The following is a 17,294-nucleotide window of genomic DNA, read 5'->3' as shown; positions in this document are numbered from 1 at the left end:
GCAATAAAAATTTACAACTTTTGCGTTTTACCCAGATAAAGTTCATTGTCTATTAAGAATAGAGTCATTAATTGCTCAAATTTTGTATCACCGACGCACAACTTGGACAGTCAACAGTCAACAGTCAATATTTCTGGGTTTACATAAATCATTAAATTAGTGCAAAGCTTTTTTATAAGCTCTGTTGTACCCTAAGTAACCCACCATCCCTGATTTTCCGTCATTCAGGTTATCATTTCAGCTTCAGCTACAGATGCTAAAGCTTATAGAGTGATTAATTTTTGTGACTTAGAAACTAAAGTAGAATTCTGGTTGGTTACTAATTTACCAGCCGATGGAGAAGCAGCAGTTACAGATGAAGATATCCGCGATATTTATTGCTGTCGGTGGGGAGTCGAACTGTTATGGAAGTTTTTAAAAATGCACTTGAAACTGGATAAATTAATTACTAAAAATGCCAATATTTTTGTAGCTGAACCAATTTTGACTAGTCCAGTTTCTGAATCAATCTCTAATTTCCAATTATTTTTTATTCCCAAAACAAAATACTTACCAGCTTGGTCTAATTCGTCGATAAAATTTAACTCAGCAAATCCCCTATCCATTACTACAACAGCATCTTATGGGAATTTAGACATCATCAAGGAATTATCGGTAATAGTCGGGTTAGTAACTCGATATGTCCAACTGTTTCAAAGTACAGTCCGTAATAACCTCACCTTTTTCAACCAACATATTAGTGATGAGGGCATTCATTAAACAGTAGAAATGTTGGGATCATCAGAATAGTTACACTCCTAAACTAGATATCCCCCTGTGCTAGTTTCGTCAGTTATATAATACAAATGTACTTTTATTGAGCCATCCCCTGTGCCAGTTGTGTAAGTTCTATTGTTATTTAATTCATATTGCTTAACAATTTTAAACCAGTAAAATCTTGTTAAGATTCTTAGTAAGAATTAACTTTCAGTAATTAAAGAAAATTAATATAAATAAAAAGTAATAACTAAGATAATATTCTATAAACTTGTTTAAGCTAAATTTATAATATGCTTAATCATTGAAGCCTAGTTCAAGCTTTAGGTAAATCAGGGCAAAAAACTCAATATTAATTAACTATTTGTCACTTTTTTTTGTGCTAGTAGCTAATGATTAAAAGTTTGTCCCATCTGACTGACTAGGTTGTTGAACCAGGCGTTGAAACATTCAACTGAACGAAGTAATAAGAGCAAACACCAAAGCAACTTTAACGGCGAGATGTAACAATGATTGAAAAAATTTTGTTAGCGGTTTCTGGCTTGGGCCATGCAGAAGAAATGCTCAAGAGCTTAAAAGAAATGCCATCAATCCAATCTGCAAAAGTTACAGTTTTGCATGTTGTACCTCCCCAAAGTACTGCTGCTGCCATGACAGAAAAATGGGAAGAGGGTGGTAAAATCCTGGCTAATGCTATTCAGCATTTGAATTTAGACCCTAGTCTGGTGTCTTCAATTTTGCGCCAAGGTGACCCCAAGGATGTCGTTTGCCAGGTAGCAGATGAAATTGATGCTGACTTAATTATTATGGGTTCACGTGGGCTTAAACGTTTGCAATCAATTTTATCTAACTCGGTTAGTCAGTACGTTTTCCAGCTATCTTCTCGCCCGATGTTGCTGGTCAAGGATGATATTTACGTCAAGAGAATTAAGCGGGTGATGGTGGCGATTGATAAGTCTGATTCTGCCAAAAAATGCTTAAGCTTGGCACTGTTTCTCTTACGAGATATTCAGGGTAGTCAATTATTTTTGGCTCATATCACCACAGATTTGCGCACCAAAGCATCCGGAGTTAGTGAAATTAACCCAGAAAAGAATTCTATTTTGGCAGAAGCAGTTGCCGAAGCACAAAAATACGGCGTGAACACTCGTTGTGTCACCAGTAGCGGCAAACCAGGGGAAGAAATCTGCCGTTTAGCGGAAGAGTTAAATATAGACTTATTATTGCTCGGATCTCCAGACCGTCGTCCGTCTGTAGCCAGGAGTTTTGTCGATATAGACAGACTTATCGGGGCTTCTTTGTCTGACTATGTTCGAGTTAATGCAACTTGTCCTGTTTTATTGGCGCGGACAGCTGCTTAAGATCACAGCTTGCGTAAATCTTCCACAAAAAACCCCTGCACCAATGGTGTTGGGGTTATTTATCTTATGAACAAATGTCAAGAATCTTTTCCACCTTCACGGCTAGCAGTTTGGATGTAAAGAACTATTAAAAAAACTGAGGGTACTAGAACGAACAAAATGCTCGCTACGAACCCTAGGTCATTTACTTGCATAGCAAGAAAACCTCTCTATTGATTTTAGTTTTTAGTCAACATTTTTAGAATAGCATTATCGATGCCAGTCTTAGCTCAAATTTTTTACAAGTTAGAATTCAGGGTTTGGTTACCACAGTTACTGGGCCATTTACTAAAGTTTGACAAGCCAGACGGTAATTATCAGGCTTTTTCTTAAATTTGCGGTTCTCTACATCTGTGCGAGGGGAAAGATTTTCTATTCCTTCGACTATCTCCACAATGCAAGTAGCACATTGACCATTGCCACCGCAATTCGTCATTTTGCCCATGAATTTGTATATATCAATGCCATTTTCCATGGCTTTGATGCGAAGATTAGCTCCATCAGCCGCTATTACTTCTTTATTTTCTTTGACAAATTTCATGTTACCCATAGCTAATTTATACCTCTTTAACTGTAAGTGTGTCTGGCAAAGCTGATTTTTGTGAAAGTTCCGTACACTATCCTACTTAATTTCTGGTAGTTATTACAAAAGATTAATAAATATCAAGTTTAAATAAGCATAAATTGCCAAAGAAATAGGACAGGTAACATACCTGTCCCAGCAGTGGGTAATAGGTTAGCTTACCTGAAGCCAACAGCTGCTTGCCATACAAAAGCCAGCAACAAGAAAAAGACGGGAATAACTGGGAGAACATCTACCAAAGGATCGAAAATTTGGTATGCTTCAGGCAGTTTTGCCAGTAATAATGCTGCTTCCATGTTTGTTTAAATCCACCTATCTAACATAGACTTCATAATTGAGATGTATCTTAACATGGTTTAGTCAGTCCTGAATCCTGAGTTAATGAGATTATTAATACTCAACATTTTCTGCTGTCAGCCACTGTGCAAATTCCTCAGCAAAGCGATCGCTTAATATTGCTTCACGAATCTGTTGTGTAAAGCGAATTAATTCGGTAATGTTGTGGATACTCAATAATGTGTAAGCTAAAATTTCCTGCGATCGCACTAGATGAGATATGTAAGCACGGCTAAAGTTTTGACAAGCATAACAAGGGCAAGTTTCATCTAACGGTGTATAGTCTTCACGAAACTTAGCATTTTTTAAATTCCAACGTTCACCTTGAACAATTGCTGTACCATGTCTTGCCCAACGAGTAGGAATTACACAGTCAAATAAATCTACACCACAAGCGATGGCAATTGCCATTTCCCGATAGGTACCCACACCCATTAAATAACGAGGTTTTTCTGGTGGTAAAAGTGGTGCTGTAGTCCTGACAATTTGAGCCATGAGTTCAGGGGGTTCTCCCACACTCACACCACCGATGGCATATCCTGGCAAATCTAAGTTCGCTAAAGCTTGGGCAGCTTGGATGCGTAAATCCAGATACACTCCTCCTTGGACGATACCAAACAAAGCTTGATTGCTACGTTGATGAAATGCTATACAACGTTGGAGCCAGCGATAAGTTCTCTGGGTGGCAACTTCCACATCTTGGCGAGTAGCTGGGTAAGGGGGACATTCGTCAAACGCCATGATCACATCAGCACCCAAAGTATTTTGGATTTCTATGGAGCGTTCTGGCGTTAGGTGAATAATTTGACCATCGTGGGGAGAGCGAAAAGTTACTCCTTCCTCAGAAATTTTACGCATTTCACTCAAACTGAACACCTGAAAACCACCGGAATCAGTGAGCATTGGGCCATTCCAACCCATAAATTTGTGTAATCCACCACCACCCGCTACGATACTTTCCCCTGGTTGCAAATGGAGATGATAAGTATTGGATAATATCATTTGCGCCCCAGTGTTTCTCAACTGTTCTGGAGTCACAGTTTTGACATTTGCCAGTGTTCCCACAGGCATAAATCTTGGGGTTTCCACAGGTCCGTGAGGAGTCATAAACACCCCAGCCCTAGCTTTTGTCTGGCTACATTGAGCTAGGGATTGAAAAGAAAAATTGGCACTCAAGGTAAAATTAATGCTATTGAGCTGAATGTATGGACAAAAAAGTAAAAATTAAAAACTGGCAATCGATTCGTTGTGAACAGTTCAGTATTCGCCACCAACCGATTACCAACTTTTTGAGTATATGCTTTATCAGGGGCTAATTAAAATGAATCAGAACAGTCATCGTCAATTTCTGCATCCCACTTGGCGGAAAAAACTTGCTCCATCATCGCTTCTATAGCGCTCACATTCAAGTTGCGCTCTTTTCTTTCTTGTGAAGGAGTGGAAAGAGGAATCAAACGTAGACACATACCTTCTTGCCACAAGTCAAAGTAGGTTTCTTTTTGCGGAGACTGTTTTAGTTCCAAGTAATCAAAACTATAAACATTCAAGTAAAGGGCAGAGTTAGCAACCAGGGTAGATCTTTGAGGATTGACAAAAACTTCCATCACATCTCCTTCACCCTCGCTGTGTAATTTGCCTTCTTGGGTGTAGATGTAGTGGACTCGACCTAAATCAGACAGTAATCGCCTAATGTCGAGCTTATTCACAATTATTCCCGTGTTAACAATACACGGAGCTGGTATCCTGGTGTCGGGTAGATGATGACTCATAGGAAAATAGGAGATAAGCAAAGGCAAGGTACAACACAGCTAAAAATGAATTTAACAGCCTGTTGGCCCGTTACATTTAGAAAATATCAACTTTGGAGGGTTATCGTCTAATTAAGTCTAAAGTCAGTTATGAGTCTAAGAATGCAAAATCCAATTCTTGCTTGTGCTAGTTTGGTTTGCTGACTTCACTGCCATTAGGTCATAATGAGCAGTAGCAAAAAACACTACTGAGCACAGTATAACAAAATTTTCTTAATGAGTCTCCAATTTAAGTTTATCTTATTTAAAGCTTTAACAATATCGGTTGACATCCCCAGGTACAGCAATGTTATGTGGGGATGTCACCCTGGCAATGACAATTCTATCTCCCAACAATATCAACCGCTCTTTGGTTCGCGAGTGCATCTATCTTGACTGAAGTAGAATTCAGGATGCTCAAGGCGGATGGTTCAGCCCTCTCCGGTGTGGGAGGAAAGATTAGACCAAAGATGGGGTAAAAGATAGCACCAGCCTAGTTGGAGTAGTTGACGTGTAGTGAGTAGCGAAATGTATCAAATCCAGTGGTGGAAGAAATTAGTTTTTAATTTATTGGCTAGTGTAGTATACTATACTTCTATTCCTATACCCTATATAAACGGGCTAGACTTCCGCACAGTAGCGTGTTTTGCCCCGCTAGTAGGGGTGATGATTGGCGGAATTTTAGGGTTGTGTGATGCCCTGGTGAATCATCTGGGAATGCCAGTGGTAACACGTAGTGCTTTAGTAGTAGGTATTTGGATTGCCATTACTGGAGGATTGCATTTAGATGGGGCAATGGATACTGCCGATGGTTTGGCGGTGGGTAACCCAGAAAAACGATTAGAGGTAATGGCAGATAGTGCCACGGGTGCTTTTGGCTCAATGGCTGCTATTGCCCTAATATTACTCAAAACTACAGCCTTAATCGATATTGAAGAAAACCGTTGGCTGGTGCTAATGGCTACTTGTGGATGGGGACGTTGGGGACAACAACTGGCCATTGCTCGATATCCCTATTTGAAACCCACTGGTAAAGGCGCACTTCATAAACAAGCTATTTGTTCATATAAAGATTTATTACCAGGACTGTTATTGCTGTTCAGTCTCAGTGGGTTAGTGAGCTTGTTAGACAGTAAACATTTATTTTTGGCATTTACTATGCTACTAGCTGGAAGTGCGATGGCCAGTCTCACCGGGGCATGGTTCCATCATAAATTAGGCGGACACACGGGAGATACCTACGGGGCAGTGGTGGAGTGGACAGAAGCCTTATTTCTGTGTGTACTGACGATTTTCTAATCACGAATCACGAATTACTTAACTACTTGTAGCTTGGTTACATTCAGTTTAAAAGGCCCAACCCCAGTTTCCCCAAAAGAGCGGACACGTATAATATAGCCTCCTGTTTCATTAATGCGTGTAAACAGTAGAGAATTACTAGTACCGTCAGGTCCATCATCATTTTCAGCCACTGTTGCTCCATTGGGTGCTAAGAGTGTGATGATGGTGTCAAAACTCTCAGAAGTCAAGTCAATCACTAACTTATCACCCTTATTTAGCTTTACTGTATAGTCACGGCCAAACCCACCTTGACCTGTGGGAATGTCTTTATCTGAGAGTGTATCCGACACTTCAGTACTCAATGTTAAAGGAATTGGATTATACAATTTATTTTCAGCAAATCCTACCCTTGTATTTATGCCAATTACCAATAAGGTGGTAGAAATAATCATTAGTTGTCTGAAACCGACGGCAAAAGCTTTAATGATCATTATTAGAAAGTTTTCCCACAAAAACAGGCCAATCGGACGATTATAGATTTTTCAGGTATAAGTTGTCCATCAACTTTTAGTATATTTGTCCTTTACAGCAGTAGTAACAGCTAATAAACCAAATACAGCAATACCATTCTCATTAAGTATTTTTACAGCAGACCTGGTTGTGGCACCAGTGGTATAAATATCGTCAACTAATAACACTGGAACATGGAGACGGCAATTACGTAATTCTTCCCCAACAGCAAATGCTTCAGCTAAGTTACTTTCTCGTTCAGATACAGATAAACCAAACTGTGCCTTAGTGTCTTGTACTCTTTTTAAACCATTTACCCGTAATTTTAACCCAGTGGTTTGACAAAAACTTTCAGCTATGAGTGCAGCTTGGTTATAACCGCGTTTTTTTTGCTTATTAGGATGGAGTGGTATTGGGATGACTAAAGGAACCGTTTGTTTGCAGTTGGAAAGATTTGATAACAACCATGCTTCTCCTAGCCATTGTCCTAAAGGGCGGGCAATTTGGGGTTGATTGTCGTATTTCATCATGGCGATCGCTCGTTTGAGAATACCGTCATAGATTCCCCAGCCAAACACAGGGATTGGTTGTTGCCATAAAGCCGTAGGATCTTTATGCTGACAGTTTTTTAGTTGCTGAGTACAGTAAGGACAAAATTCACTAGAGGTAGGTCTTTGGCATAAAGGACAATTAGATTGCAGAAACAGGTTAAAAAAATTGTCAAAGTTTTGCTTCCAGGTGGGCATTTTAAAATAGGGACTGGGAACTGGCGACTGGGGAGTGAGAATCCCCTTTAGCTTTTAACTATTAACCATCGTGTAGGAATTTGACATACACGCGATCGCAGCGTGGTGTTTCCACTTCTGTAGCTGGTTTATAACCATTGCTTTCATACAACTTGACTGCTTCCACCAAAACACTAGCGGTTTCAATCCAAATTTCCTGAAAACCGCGGTTTGCGATGGCTGCTTCTAGCTGTTGTAACAAATATTTTCCCAGTCCTAACCCTCTAACACTCGATAAGAGATACATTTTGCGTATTTCTACAGCTTTTTTTCCACGTTTGATCGGATAGTATGCTCCCGTACCTACTAACTGATTTTGGTGTTCGATTACCCAAAATTCACCTCCGGTGGCTAAGTAAAATTCTTCTACTTGCAGTACATCTTTGTCTGCGCCCTTGGGTTCCCAATTCAGACCATATTCTGATAATACATAACTGACCACAGAAGCTGCCCTGGTGCGATCACCCATCTCCCAGTTACGAATTACAAAATCTTGATAATAGTTTTTCATAAAACCTCACAGATGTGTAGTGTTGGGATGGGGACAAACCCCCATACCTTTAAGCCAGGGAATGATTACTACCACTTAGGGATCAGGTGTCCACAGAAAATTTTTCTGTATCTATATTCCAGTCTACTCAATGAAAACTGCTGTAAATTGGCATATTCAATATTTGAACCCTCCTGGCTTTGAAAAACCAGCATTCTGAACCGTTGTTGGTACCTTTGCTCAAGGGGCACTAGGGGACATTGTTCTACCCCAAAGGCACTTCAACTTGCTAAAACAGTCCTGTCGGCTTCCACCTATTTCCAGACCGCGGGACTACTTGCGCTTGCAAACTTTGAAGATTTTGCTTGTTGAAGCACAACCCATATCGTCAATTGTTATGGTTTAGTCGTTGAACACACAGGTTATGTTTTTGGAGTTTTTCATCTTGTAGTGCTAAACTCATCCCATATTAACACGAATGCGGGATGATGCAAAGCTATAACTTGAGACTATCTGAGCAAGAGTATGAAGGATTAAAAAAGAAATCTTCTCCAACACAGAGGTCAATTAAAGACTTGAATAAAGAGGCAATTCGTGAATATTAAAAAAAAGAAACCCAAAGCTCAAGCCCTTTGTTCTAGGTTTCATCCCTTCCCTAAGGCGTAGGTTTTCTGAGGCTCCCACTGTGTTTTTGAGAGCATTCAAATGCATCAAAACAGAATTTTTGCATTAAAAGGTTAGTAAGCATCAATGTCACATTTTTATTTTGATACAGAAAACAACAGTCATAAATCTTTTGAGTTACCAGGAGCTAAACCGCACTACAACCCCGACCGCCCTGGACAAGTAGAGCATATTTTCCTCGATCTGTGCTTGGATATTCCTCACCAAAGTTACCACGGTAGTTGCAGCATTCGCCTTTTACCCATTCGTAATGGCATTGAGCGTTTGACTTTGGATGCTGTTAACCTAAATATCCAATCTGTCAAGGTAGACGAGATATCCCAGAACTTTGACTATGACCGAGAAAAGCTTGTTATTCAACTGTCTCAACCAACGCAGATTGGTAAGCATTTGTTGATTGACATCGCCTACTTAGTGGAAAAACCCCAACGCGGCCTCTACTTCATTCAACCAGACCAATATTACCCCAAAAAGCCTACCCAAGTTTGGACTCAAGGTGAGGATGAAGACTCTCGTTTCTGGTTTCCCTGTTTCGACTATCCAGGACAACTTTCAACCTCGGAAATTCGCGTCCGGGTTCCCAAAAATTTAATTGCAATTTCCAACGGCGAGCTGATTGAAACCAAAAGCGATGGTGATGAAAAAATCTACCATTGGTCGCAAAAGCAGGTTCATCCCACCTACTTAATGACTTTAGCAGTGGGTGACTTTGCGGAAATTCGTGATGAATGGCAAGGTAAACCCGTCATCTACTACGTAGAAAAGAGTAGAAAGGATGATGCTAAACGCAGCATGGGCAAAACTCCCCGCATGATGGAATTTTTGAGCGAAAAGTATGGTTATACTTATGCTTTTCCTAAATATGCTCAAGTTTGCGTTGATGATTTCATCTTTGGCGGTATGGAAAATACTTCTACAACCCTGTTAACGGATAGATGTTTACTGGATGAACGCGCCGCCCTAGATAATCGCAATACAGAAAGTTTAGTTGTCCACGAATTAGCTCACCAGTGGTTTGGTGATTTGCTAGTAATTAAACATTGGTCTCATGCTTGGATTAAGGAAGGTATGGCTTCCTATTCTGAGGTAATGTGGACAGAACATGAATATGGTCAACAAGAAGCCGCATACTATCGATTATTAGAATCTAGGAGTTACTTAAACGAAGATAGCAGCCGTTACCGTCGCCCGATGGTAACTCATGTTTACCGAGAGGCCATTGAACTTTATGACCGCCATATCTACGAAAAAGGTTCTTGTGTCTATCACATGATTCGGGCAGAATTGGGAGAAGAACTATTCTGGCAAGCAATTCAAACCTTTGTCCGAGATAATGTCCATAAAACAGTAGAAACAGTAGACTTACTCCGGGCAATTGAAAAGTCTACCGGGCGTAATTTGGCATTCCTTTTCGACCAGTATGTTTATCGTGGTGGTCATCCTGATTTTAAAGTCGCCTACTCTTGGGATGGGGAGGCTAATTTGGCAAGAGTAACTGTAACTCAAACCCAAGCCGAGAAAAATGATAGTAAAGATTTGTTTGACCTGAAAATTCCCATTGGTTTTGGCTACACCCAACCGGGTAAAGCTGCACAACTCAAAACTTTCACTGTGCGGGTCAATGAATGGGAACAAACCTTTTACTTTCCTCTAGCAGAAAAACCCCAATTTGTCAGCTTTGATGTAGGAAATAATTTCCTCAAAACCGTGACTCTGGAATATTCAGTACCAGAGTTAAAAGCACAGTTAGAATTTGCTCCTGACCCGATCTGTCGCATTTATGCAGCAGAAGCTCTGGCAAAAAAAGGTGGATTAGAAGCTACCATCGCTCTGTCAGATGCACTGAAAAATGATTTATTTTGGGGTGTTCAGGTGGAAGTAGCTAAACAACTGGCAGAAATTAAGTTAAATCAAGCGTTTGATGGCTTAGTTGCTGGATTACAAGACAAAAATCCTTATGTGCGGCGTTCAGTGGTAGAAGCACTGGGGACAATCAAAATTCATGATAGTTACAAAGCTGTAAAAAATTTGCTGAAAAATGGGGATCCTAGTTACTACGTAGAAGCAGCAGCTTGTCGTGCTTTGGGATCAATCGCGGCTGGGAATTTAACAGAAAAACCCAAGGAAGAAAAGGTAATCAAGCAGTTAAAGTCGGTTTTAGCAGAAAAACCTGGTTGGAACGAAGTTGTCCGCAGTGGCGCAGTGGGGGGTTTAGCTGAACTGAAAACTTCTGAAGCCGCTTTAAATCTGCTGCTAGAATACACGCAACTTGGTGTACCACAGTCGTTGCGTCTAGCGACAATTCGCGCTTTAGGTAAGATTTCTGTGGGTCAAAGTCCGGTGAATTTAGAACGGATTTTAGACAAGTTAGCAGAACTCGCCAAAGAAACCTTCTTTTTAACCCAGGTGGCGGTAGTCACAGCCTTGGGACAAATGGAAACTCCCAAAGCTATGGGGATTTTGCGATCGCTAGCCGATCAAACAGCAGATGGGCGTGTACGTCGCTATGCTGAAGAAGAAATTGCCAAGGTGCAAAAGAATGTGGGTACAGATAATGCACTGCGCCAGATGCGTGAGGAACTGGACCAGCTCAAAAAACAAAATCAAGAACTGAAAAGTCGCTTGGAAGGTTTGGAAGCAAAATCCAAATAGTCATTAGCCATTGGTCATTGGTCATGGGTAAAAGTATAATTTTTTACTTTTGACCTTTGACACATTACTCATTCATCAGTGCCAAGAGAATATTTGTACTTTTATAAAGTATAATTAAGGAAAAGATAAAAATATCTGGGAAGTAAGATAGGCTAAATTCGCCGAGAATATTACCCGGAAACAATTTAAATTTCCTAGTTTTTAATAGAAACTACCAATACTCCTAACTTACAATCAACTTGTAGGTGGGAACATAAAAAACGACAATATCTAATTCCCAGTTGAAGAGGTATGTAAAGGCGTGGGTCAGTATCAACCTGGTCAGCTAAAACGCTACAATCCTGAAGCGATCGCTCGTCACTATCGTTACCGCCCCTGGCTTGCCTGGGGGCGACTGCTGCAAATTATCTGGTCTTTTGCTGGATTTATTTTTAGTCTCAAGTGGGACGAATGGCAAGATAAAGTTGAGCAAAATCAAGGCAAACGTGCCATCCAGTTACGAGAACTGCTCACCGGACTTGGCCCAACATTTATTAAAGTAGGTCAAGCCTTATCTACTCGTCCAGACCTGGTACGGAAAGATTTCTTAGATGAATTAGTCAAGCTACAAGACCAGTTACCACCTTTTGAGAATGCCATCGCTTATCAAATTATTGAGACCGAGTTAGACCAACCCATTTCTGAAGTTTTTAGCGCCTTGTCAGCCAAACCAGTAGCTGCGGCCAGTTTAGGGCAAGTTTATCGCGGTCGTCTAATAACTGGTGAAGAAGTTGCAGTGAAGGTACAGCGTCCCAACTTACGCCCAGTAATCACATTAGACCTTTATCTGATGCGCTGGTTGGCTAGTTGGTTAGCACCTTGGCTACCTCTCAATCTTGGTCACGATTTGACTTTAATTGTGGACGAGTTTGGCATCAAGTTATTTGAGGAAATTGATTACATCAATGAAGGTCGTAACGCGGAAAAATTTGCCAGTAACTTCCGCAACGATCCGCGAGTCAAGGTCCCAGTTATTTACTGGAGTTATAGCAACACCCATGTTTTAACTCTGGAATGGATTAATGGCTTCAAACTCACCGATACTGCCAAGATTAAGGAAGCAGGTTTAGACCCCGAGATGATCATCCAAATTGGGGTTACCGCGGGCCTACAACAGCTGTTAGAACACGGTTTCTTTCATGCTGACCCCCATCCCGGCAATTTGTTCGCCATGGCTGATGGACGTATGGCTTACATTGATTTTGGCATGATGGATCAGCTAGAGGAAACCACCAAAGAAACTTTAGTAGATGCCCTAGTGCATCTAGTTAACAAGGACTATGGCGATTTAGCCCTAAATTTTGTCGCTTTGGGTTTTTTGACTCCAGACACTAATATTTGCCCTATTATCCCGGCATTAGAATCAGTATTGGGAAATGCCATTGGCAAAAATGTCCATGAGTTTAATTTCAAAACCATCACTGACGAATTTTCCGAACTGATGTATGAATATCCGTTTCGAGTACCGGCAAAATTTGCCTTGATTATTCGTTCTTTGGTAACTCAAGAAGGTATTGCCCTCAGTTTGAACCCCAATTTCAAAATTGTGGAAGTCGGTTATCCCTACATAGCAAGACGCCTACTAACTGGGGAATCCCCTGAATTAAGGCGGCGACTACTAAACGTGCTGTTTAAAGATAATCGATTCCAGTGGCAACGCCTAGAAAATTTGATTGAAATCGCTCGCACTGACAGCAGCTTTGATGTCTTACCAACAGCGCAAATGGGATTACAATATCTGCTGTCTGAAGAAGGTACATTTCTCCGCCGCCAGTTGGTATTGGCACTTACCGAAGATGACCGTCTTCATACCGCAGAAGTTCAACGGCTGTGGGATTTGGTTAAAGAAGACATTAAACCAAATCGTTTGTTAGACGTAGCCATCGGTATGTTGAGAAATTTATCACTGGAAAGCGTGGCAGCTATTGTTCCCAAATCTGGTTTTTTACCAAAAATTTGGGTTTAAAGCCCCCACCTTCCAGCAAGGCTTTTATTCAGCTTACTGATGAACTTTCCTTTGGTGGTTTTGCTGCCAGCAGTAAAAAATAAAAATCCCAAATTTTTTGTGGATAAGTTTTTTAATATCTACCCGGAGTTTTTATGTACTATTATCCTGCACAACCACCGTATTTTCTGCTACTAATTGGTTTTTTGATAGCCTTGGCTTCTGGTCTGGCTTTATCTGGTACCCTCAAAGTAATAGTGCAGCAATGGCCAAAAGATAGTGGAGAGGAATCTCAATCTCCTTCCTCACTAAAACAATTGTTTGTGCCATTTCTGGGAATCACTGGGGGTGTTTGTCTATTTCTTTCATCGGGTTTAGAGATATTTGGCTTTCCATCTATATTGGCTTTAGGAATTGGTTTACCATTGAGTTTTCTCACTTGTTTCCTGGTTTGGTTGCAATTGGGAAGCCTGCTAACTTTTGCCAAACGCCAAGGAATCCAAGCTTTGGATTTAGATTCTTGAACCTGGGTTCAACAGATATCTTCTCCTTCTGCTGCCTTAGTTATGAGATAATAAGTTTTTTATACCTTCATACAAAGTAAGTTGTAGGCTGTATTATTCGTGCATCGGGAAATTGGGAGGGGTCGCAGAGTGGCTGATCATCAAAGTGGAGTAAACCCAGAACAAATGAATCAGCAGGATTTTTCTTGGCCTTTATGGTTAGCGTTGCCACTCTACCCTTATGGCAAGCGGCGCACAATTCGTAAAGAAGTAGTTAAAGACACAATCTGGACTTTTGACCAAATGCAGGGTATTTTCTACGTTGTTGTGCCAATTCGCATGACCGTAGTTAAATTATATCCAAAGGGTCTCCTCGTATATGCTCCTGTAGCACCTACCCGGGAATGTATCAGGCTCGTGAACGAGTTGGTGGCACAACATGGTGATATTAAGTACATTATTTTGCCAACTATCTCAGGGTTAGAACACAAAGTCTTTGTTGGCCCCTTTGCTAGGTACTTTCCCGAAGCACAAGTTTTTGTTACCCCTCATCAATGGAGTTTTCCCTTAAATCTTCCCTTGAGCTGGTTGGGGTTACCCGCTAAACGTACTCATGTATTACCCGAAGATATCAGCAAAGCCCCATTTGCTGACCAATTTGACTACGCAATTCTTGGCCCTATTGAGTTAGGACCGGGAAGGTTTGCTGAAGTCGCATTTTTTCACAGATTATCCCACACTTTATTAGTTACAGACGCAGTGGTATCTGTATCAGCAGACCCACCAGAGATAGTACAGTTAGACCCCTACCCCTTACTATTCCATGCCAAAGACACGGCATCTGATATTATTGTCGATAATCAAGCAAATCGTCGTAAGGGATGGCAACGGGTTTCACTATTTGCTTTGTATTTCCGTCCCAGCGCCTTAGAAGTGATGGGATGGGGTGACGTATTCCGTAAGGCGATTAAAGCTCCAAACCGTTCACCAAAGGCTTATTTTGGCTTATTTCCCTTTCAATGGCGGTCACATTGGCAGCGCTCATTCGATATAGTCAGAAGTGAGGGTCGCTTGTTTGTAGCGCCGATTTTGCAGACCCTCATACTCAACCGTGCACCGCAAGAAACCATTGACTGGGCTGAGAAGGTGGCAACTTGGGATTTTCAGTGGATTATTCCTTGTCACTTTGACTCCCCGATTAAAGCACAGCCCTATCAGTTTCGTCAAGCATTTTCCTTTCTGCAAAAGCATCCGGTTACTAGTGTAGGTTCGTTCACTTTCCCAAATGAAGACTTAAAACTACTGAGAGAAATTGACCAAGGTTTACAAAGAAGTCGTATTGTGCCACCAGCTCAAGAAAAAGTTTGATATCTCCCACCAAGGTTTAACTTGGCGGGAGAATGTGGTGATACGCAAAAATGACTAGCCTGGTTTTACTCCGGGAATACCGTCTTCAACTACGTATGTTGCCCGTTTGCTGATGGTACCAAATGGAGTTGTTACATTGGACATTACTAAATAATCTGTTGTCCAAGTTGTTGGAGTGAGTGAACAGCGAACATATCCCCGCTGACCATTGTAGAACTTAATATGTGGGTTATCCGGTAAGTAAGCTGCGACGCTGGGGGGGATGTCTGTTCCATTGCCACCAGAGCTAATGGAAGTACAGACAAATTCACTGCCAATGGTGGCAGAATCTGGGTCATCAAAATTAGCTTTCAGATCCATTGCCCAGTTGGAATGTACATCCCCTGCCAAGGATACAGGATTAGAGGGTTGACGGTCTGCAAGGAAATTCATCAAGCGGGTGCGGGAAGCTAGATAAGCATCCCACTTGTCCATGCTAAACCTTTGTCCTTCACCGGGTAGGAAATCCCGTTGTGCAATGGGCACTTGCTGGGCTAAAACATTCCACTTAGTCTGTGAAGCATTTAAACCGTCATATAACCACTTTTCTTGCCTTTCTCCAAGAATTGTAGCTTCTGGGTTTAAAACCTCATCACAACGTTCTTTTGTACCATCACCACAGGGCTGGTCGGTACGATATTGGCGAGTATCTAGAACATGGAATGTTGCTAAGTTTCCGAAGGACAACCGACGGAACAGCTGCATATCAGGGCCAATGGGTCGTGAGAAAGGCCGTAAAGGCATATGCTCGTAGTAAGCCTGATAAGCGATTGCTCGCCGTTGCAGGAAAATTTCTCGGTCTTGATCTGGTTCAGTATCGACTTCTGAAATGTTATTGGCGTAGTTGTTTTCCACTTCGTGGTCATCCCAAGTGACAATCCAAGGAAAAGCTCCATGAGCTGCCTGTAAATTGGGGTCGCTTTTATAAAGGGCGTAACGGTTGCGGTAGTCTTCTAAAGTGAAAATCTCTCGTCCATTGTGTGGTCTAATGGCGTTATTTGAGATTCCCCCTTCATAAATGTAGTCACCTGTGTGTATCACCAAGTTGAGGTCATCTTCTGCTAGATATTTATAGGCAGTGTAGTAACCTTGCTGATAGTTCTGGCAAGAAACAAAAGCAAATTTAAATTGATTCAAATTGCTTTGTGATGAAGGAGCTGTACGAGTACGACCAATGGGACTTTCTTCTCTGCCCACAGTAAATTGATACCAGTACCAATTGTTAGGATCAAGATCTGAAACTACAACCCGAACAGAATGTCCTAGTTCTGGAGTTGCTACGGTAGTACCTCTAGCTACAACTCGTCTCATTTTGGGATCAGTTGCTACTCGCCAGCGAACTGGTACATCCGCAAGTGGCATTCCTCCGCCATTGAGAGGTTCGGGAGCCAGACGAGTCCAAATAACTACGCTAGTGGCATCGGGATCACCAGATGCCACACCAAGCTTAAAAAGATAATCGGAAAATCTGCCTCTGGCCATAACTCGGTCATGGGGAAATTGACTGGCCAAGGTAAAACCAGTGAATGCCCCTGCCCCAATGATTAAGTTACGTCGTTTGATTCGATTACGCAAAAGCTGGTCAAAATTAAAGTAATCTGCCATTTTCTCATTCCTGAGTCACAGGTGAATTTCAGCAGGGAAACATTTGACTTTAGAAAGACGGGACAGGGTTATGGGAACTGCATAACCAGTTTTTTCCGCAAGATAGGGTTGGAATTCCCAAACTTATCCAGTATTTTGATTGATCAAATGCTCACTTTGCTGGACTGAGAATACTAGTTAGAGATTAATTCTGCCCCAAGGAAAAGTTAAAAATAACTTAATTCTTCTATATTTGCAGCTTGAGCAACTAAAACTTGCTTGTGAATCTTTTATCTGCTGGATTAAGAAAAGTAACAGTAGTGATTGCTGCCGAACATTGGGGAAGATTTGCAGTAAAAATTAATTATACTTAGTATGGGTCTTCAGTAATGCTGTCATCACAGAAGCTGTATACAGATGGAAACCCACTAAATAGCCAAAAAGCTATAGAATCAGTACAATTGTGGGAACAAAAAGTAATTGCTCACTGGTTGGCAAGCTTAAAACATTTCTTTTTTCTATTTTTCCCATAAACTTTTGAGTAGAACGTAG

At 41.2% G+C, this 17,294-nt stretch carries 15 protein-coding genes and 1 pseudogene; 7 read left to right on the top strand and 9 right to left on the bottom strand.

Going from position 1 to position 17,294, the window contains the following annotated elements:
- Positions 1-243: 243 nt before the first annotated feature.
- Together NWP25_RS08930 and NWP25_RS08925 are read left to right on the top strand one after the other, a co-directional pair.
- Positions 244-462: pseudogene (locus NWP25_RS08930) on the top strand (IS4 family transposase); the annotation flags it as partial.
- A gap of 803 nt (positions 463-1,265) precedes the next feature.
- Positions 1,266-2,117 (top strand): universal stress protein, encoded by an 852-nt coding sequence (locus NWP25_RS08925; RefSeq protein ID WP_280651129.1) that lies wholly within the window; start codon positions 1,266-1,268, stop codon positions 2,115-2,117.
- 77 nt (positions 2,118-2,194) lie between these two features.
- On the opposite strand, the gene psbM is transcribed toward NWP25_RS08925, so the two are convergent.
- The 5 genes from psbM to NWP25_RS08900 all read right to left on the bottom strand — a co-directional run bounded on the left by psbM (position 2,195) and on the right by NWP25_RS08900 (position 4,844).
- Complete coding sequence (psbM, locus tag NWP25_RS08920; protein WP_280651130.1) at positions 2,195-2,311, bottom strand: photosystem II reaction center protein PsbM; 117 nt, start codon at positions 2,309-2,311, stop codon at positions 2,195-2,197.
- A 98-nt stretch (positions 2,312-2,409) separates the two neighbouring features.
- Positions 2,410-2,706 (bottom strand): 2Fe-2S iron-sulfur cluster-binding protein, encoded by a 297-nt coding sequence (locus NWP25_RS08915; RefSeq protein WP_280651131.1) that lies wholly within the window; start codon positions 2,704-2,706, stop codon positions 2,410-2,412.
- Positions 2,707-2,897: 191 nt separating this feature from the next.
- Positions 2,898-3,035 carry a photosystem II reaction center protein K gene (locus NWP25_RS08910; RefSeq protein WP_006195022.1) on the bottom strand — a complete coding sequence of 46 codons (138 nt, stop codon included), beginning with the start codon at positions 3,033-3,035 and terminating at the stop codon, positions 2,898-2,900.
- 94 nt (positions 3,036-3,129) lie between these two features.
- A complete protein-coding gene (gene tgt, locus NWP25_RS08905; protein ID WP_280651132.1) occupies positions 3,130-4,251 on the bottom strand; it encodes a tRNA guanosine(34) transglycosylase Tgt in 1,122 nt (373 codons plus the stop codon).
- A 140-nt stretch (positions 4,252-4,391) separates the two neighbouring features.
- A complete protein-coding gene (locus NWP25_RS08900) occupies positions 4,392-4,844 on the bottom strand; it encodes a hypothetical protein (RefSeq protein WP_280651133.1) in 453 nt (150 codons plus the stop codon).
- Positions 4,845-5,390: 546 nt separating this feature from the next.
- Here NWP25_RS08900 and cobS point away from each other — a divergent pair.
- Positions 5,391-6,161: an adenosylcobinamide-GDP ribazoletransferase gene (cobS, locus tag NWP25_RS08895; RefSeq protein WP_280651173.1), complete on the top strand. Its 771-nt coding sequence runs from the start codon at positions 5,391-5,393 to the stop codon at positions 6,159-6,161.
- Between the two features lie 14 nt (positions 6,162-6,175).
- Here the strand turns inward: cobS and NWP25_RS08890 are convergent, their stop codons facing one another.
- From NWP25_RS08890 to NWP25_RS08880, 3 genes are all read right to left on the bottom strand, one after another.
- Positions 6,176-6,631 (bottom strand): PPC domain-containing protein, encoded by a 456-nt coding sequence (locus NWP25_RS08890; protein WP_280651174.1) that lies wholly within the window; start codon positions 6,629-6,631, stop codon positions 6,176-6,178.
- A 72-nt stretch (positions 6,632-6,703) separates the two neighbouring features.
- Positions 6,704-7,399, bottom strand: a complete 696-nt coding sequence (locus NWP25_RS08885) for a ComF family protein (RefSeq protein WP_280651134.1) — start codon at positions 7,397-7,399, stop codon at positions 6,704-6,706.
- A gap of 61 nt (positions 7,400-7,460) precedes the next feature.
- Complete coding sequence (locus tag NWP25_RS08880; protein ID WP_280651135.1) at positions 7,461-7,949, bottom strand: GNAT family N-acetyltransferase; 489 nt, start codon at positions 7,947-7,949, stop codon at positions 7,461-7,463.
- Between the two features lie 729 nt (positions 7,950-8,678).
- Here NWP25_RS08880 and NWP25_RS08875 point away from each other — a divergent pair.
- From NWP25_RS08875 to NWP25_RS08860, 4 genes are all read left to right on the top strand, one after another.
- Positions 8,679-11,264 (top strand): M1 family metallopeptidase, encoded by a 2,586-nt coding sequence (locus NWP25_RS08875; protein WP_280686624.1) that lies wholly within the window; start codon positions 8,679-8,681, stop codon positions 11,262-11,264.
- A 301-nt stretch (positions 11,265-11,565) separates the two neighbouring features.
- Positions 11,566-13,269, top strand: coding sequence for an ABC1 kinase family protein (locus NWP25_RS08870; protein ID WP_280699225.1), 1,704 nt, complete (start codon positions 11,566-11,568; stop codon positions 13,267-13,269).
- A 134-nt stretch (positions 13,270-13,403) separates the two neighbouring features.
- On the top strand, positions 13,404-13,772 hold the full coding sequence (locus NWP25_RS08865) for a hypothetical protein (RefSeq protein WP_280651138.1): 369 nt from the start codon (positions 13,404-13,406) through the stop codon (positions 13,770-13,772).
- A 165-nt stretch (positions 13,773-13,937) separates the two neighbouring features.
- Complete coding sequence (locus NWP25_RS08860; protein WP_390903488.1) at positions 13,938-15,119, top strand: DUF4336 domain-containing protein; 1,182 nt, start codon at positions 13,938-13,940, stop codon at positions 15,117-15,119.
- A 54-nt stretch (positions 15,120-15,173) separates the two neighbouring features.
- On the opposite strand, the gene NWP25_RS08855 is transcribed toward NWP25_RS08860, so the two are convergent.
- Positions 15,174-16,763: an alkaline phosphatase D family protein gene (locus NWP25_RS08855; protein ID WP_280656854.1), complete on the bottom strand. Its 1,590-nt coding sequence runs from the start codon at positions 16,761-16,763 to the stop codon at positions 15,174-15,176.
- Between the last annotated feature and the right edge of the window lie 531 nt (positions 16,764-17,294).

The organism is Umezakia ovalisporum Ak1311 (assembly GCF_029891685.1).
Lineage (GTDB): Bacteria > Cyanobacteriota > Cyanobacteriia > Cyanobacteriales > Nostocaceae > Umezakia > Umezakia ovalisporum.
The sequence above is the reverse complement of the archived record's forward strand: the minus strand, read 5'-3'. Positions and strand labels throughout refer to the sequence as shown.

Bases quoted from the DNA above. Each gene is read 5' to 3' on its own strand.
- psbM (WP_280651130.1), bottom strand. From the start codon at position 2,311: ATGCAAGTAAATGACCTAGGGTTCGTAGCGAGCATTTTGTTCGTTCTA.
- NWP25_RS08885 (WP_280651134.1), bottom strand. From the start codon at position 7,399: ATGCCCACCTGGAAGCAAAACTTTGACAATTTTTTTAACCTGTTTCTG.
- NWP25_RS08880 (WP_280651135.1), bottom strand. From the start codon at position 7,949: ATGAAAAACTATTATCAAGATTTTGTAATTCGTAACTGGGAGATGGGT.
- NWP25_RS08855 (WP_280656854.1), bottom strand. From the start codon at position 16,763: ATGGCAGATTACTTTAATTTTGACCAGCTTTTGCGTAATCGAATCAAA.
- NWP25_RS08865 (WP_280651138.1), top strand. From the start codon at position 13,404: ATGTACTATTATCCTGCACAACCACCGTATTTTCTGCTACTAATTGGT.
- NWP25_RS08915 (WP_280651131.1), bottom strand. From the start codon at position 2,706: ATGGGTAACATGAAATTTGTCAAAGAAAATAAAGAAGTAATAGCGGCT.
- NWP25_RS08900 (WP_280651133.1), bottom strand. From the start codon at position 4,844: ATGAGTCATCATCTACCCGACACCAGGATACCAGCTCCGTGTATTGTT.
- cobS (WP_280651173.1), top strand. From the start codon at position 5,391: ATGTATCAAATCCAGTGGTGGAAGAAATTAGTTTTTAATTTATTGGCT.
- NWP25_RS08875 (WP_280686624.1), top strand. From the start codon at position 8,679: ATGTCACATTTTTATTTTGATACAGAAAACAACAGTCATAAATCTTTT.
- NWP25_RS08925 (WP_280651129.1), top strand. From the start codon at position 1,266: ATGATTGAAAAAATTTTGTTAGCGGTTTCTGGCTTGGGCCATGCAGAA.
- NWP25_RS08910 (WP_006195022.1), bottom strand. From the start codon at position 3,035: ATGGAAGCAGCATTATTACTGGCAAAACTGCCTGAAGCATACCAAATT.
- NWP25_RS08860 (WP_390903488.1), top strand. From the start codon at position 13,938: ATGAATCAGCAGGATTTTTCTTGGCCTTTATGGTTAGCGTTGCCACTC.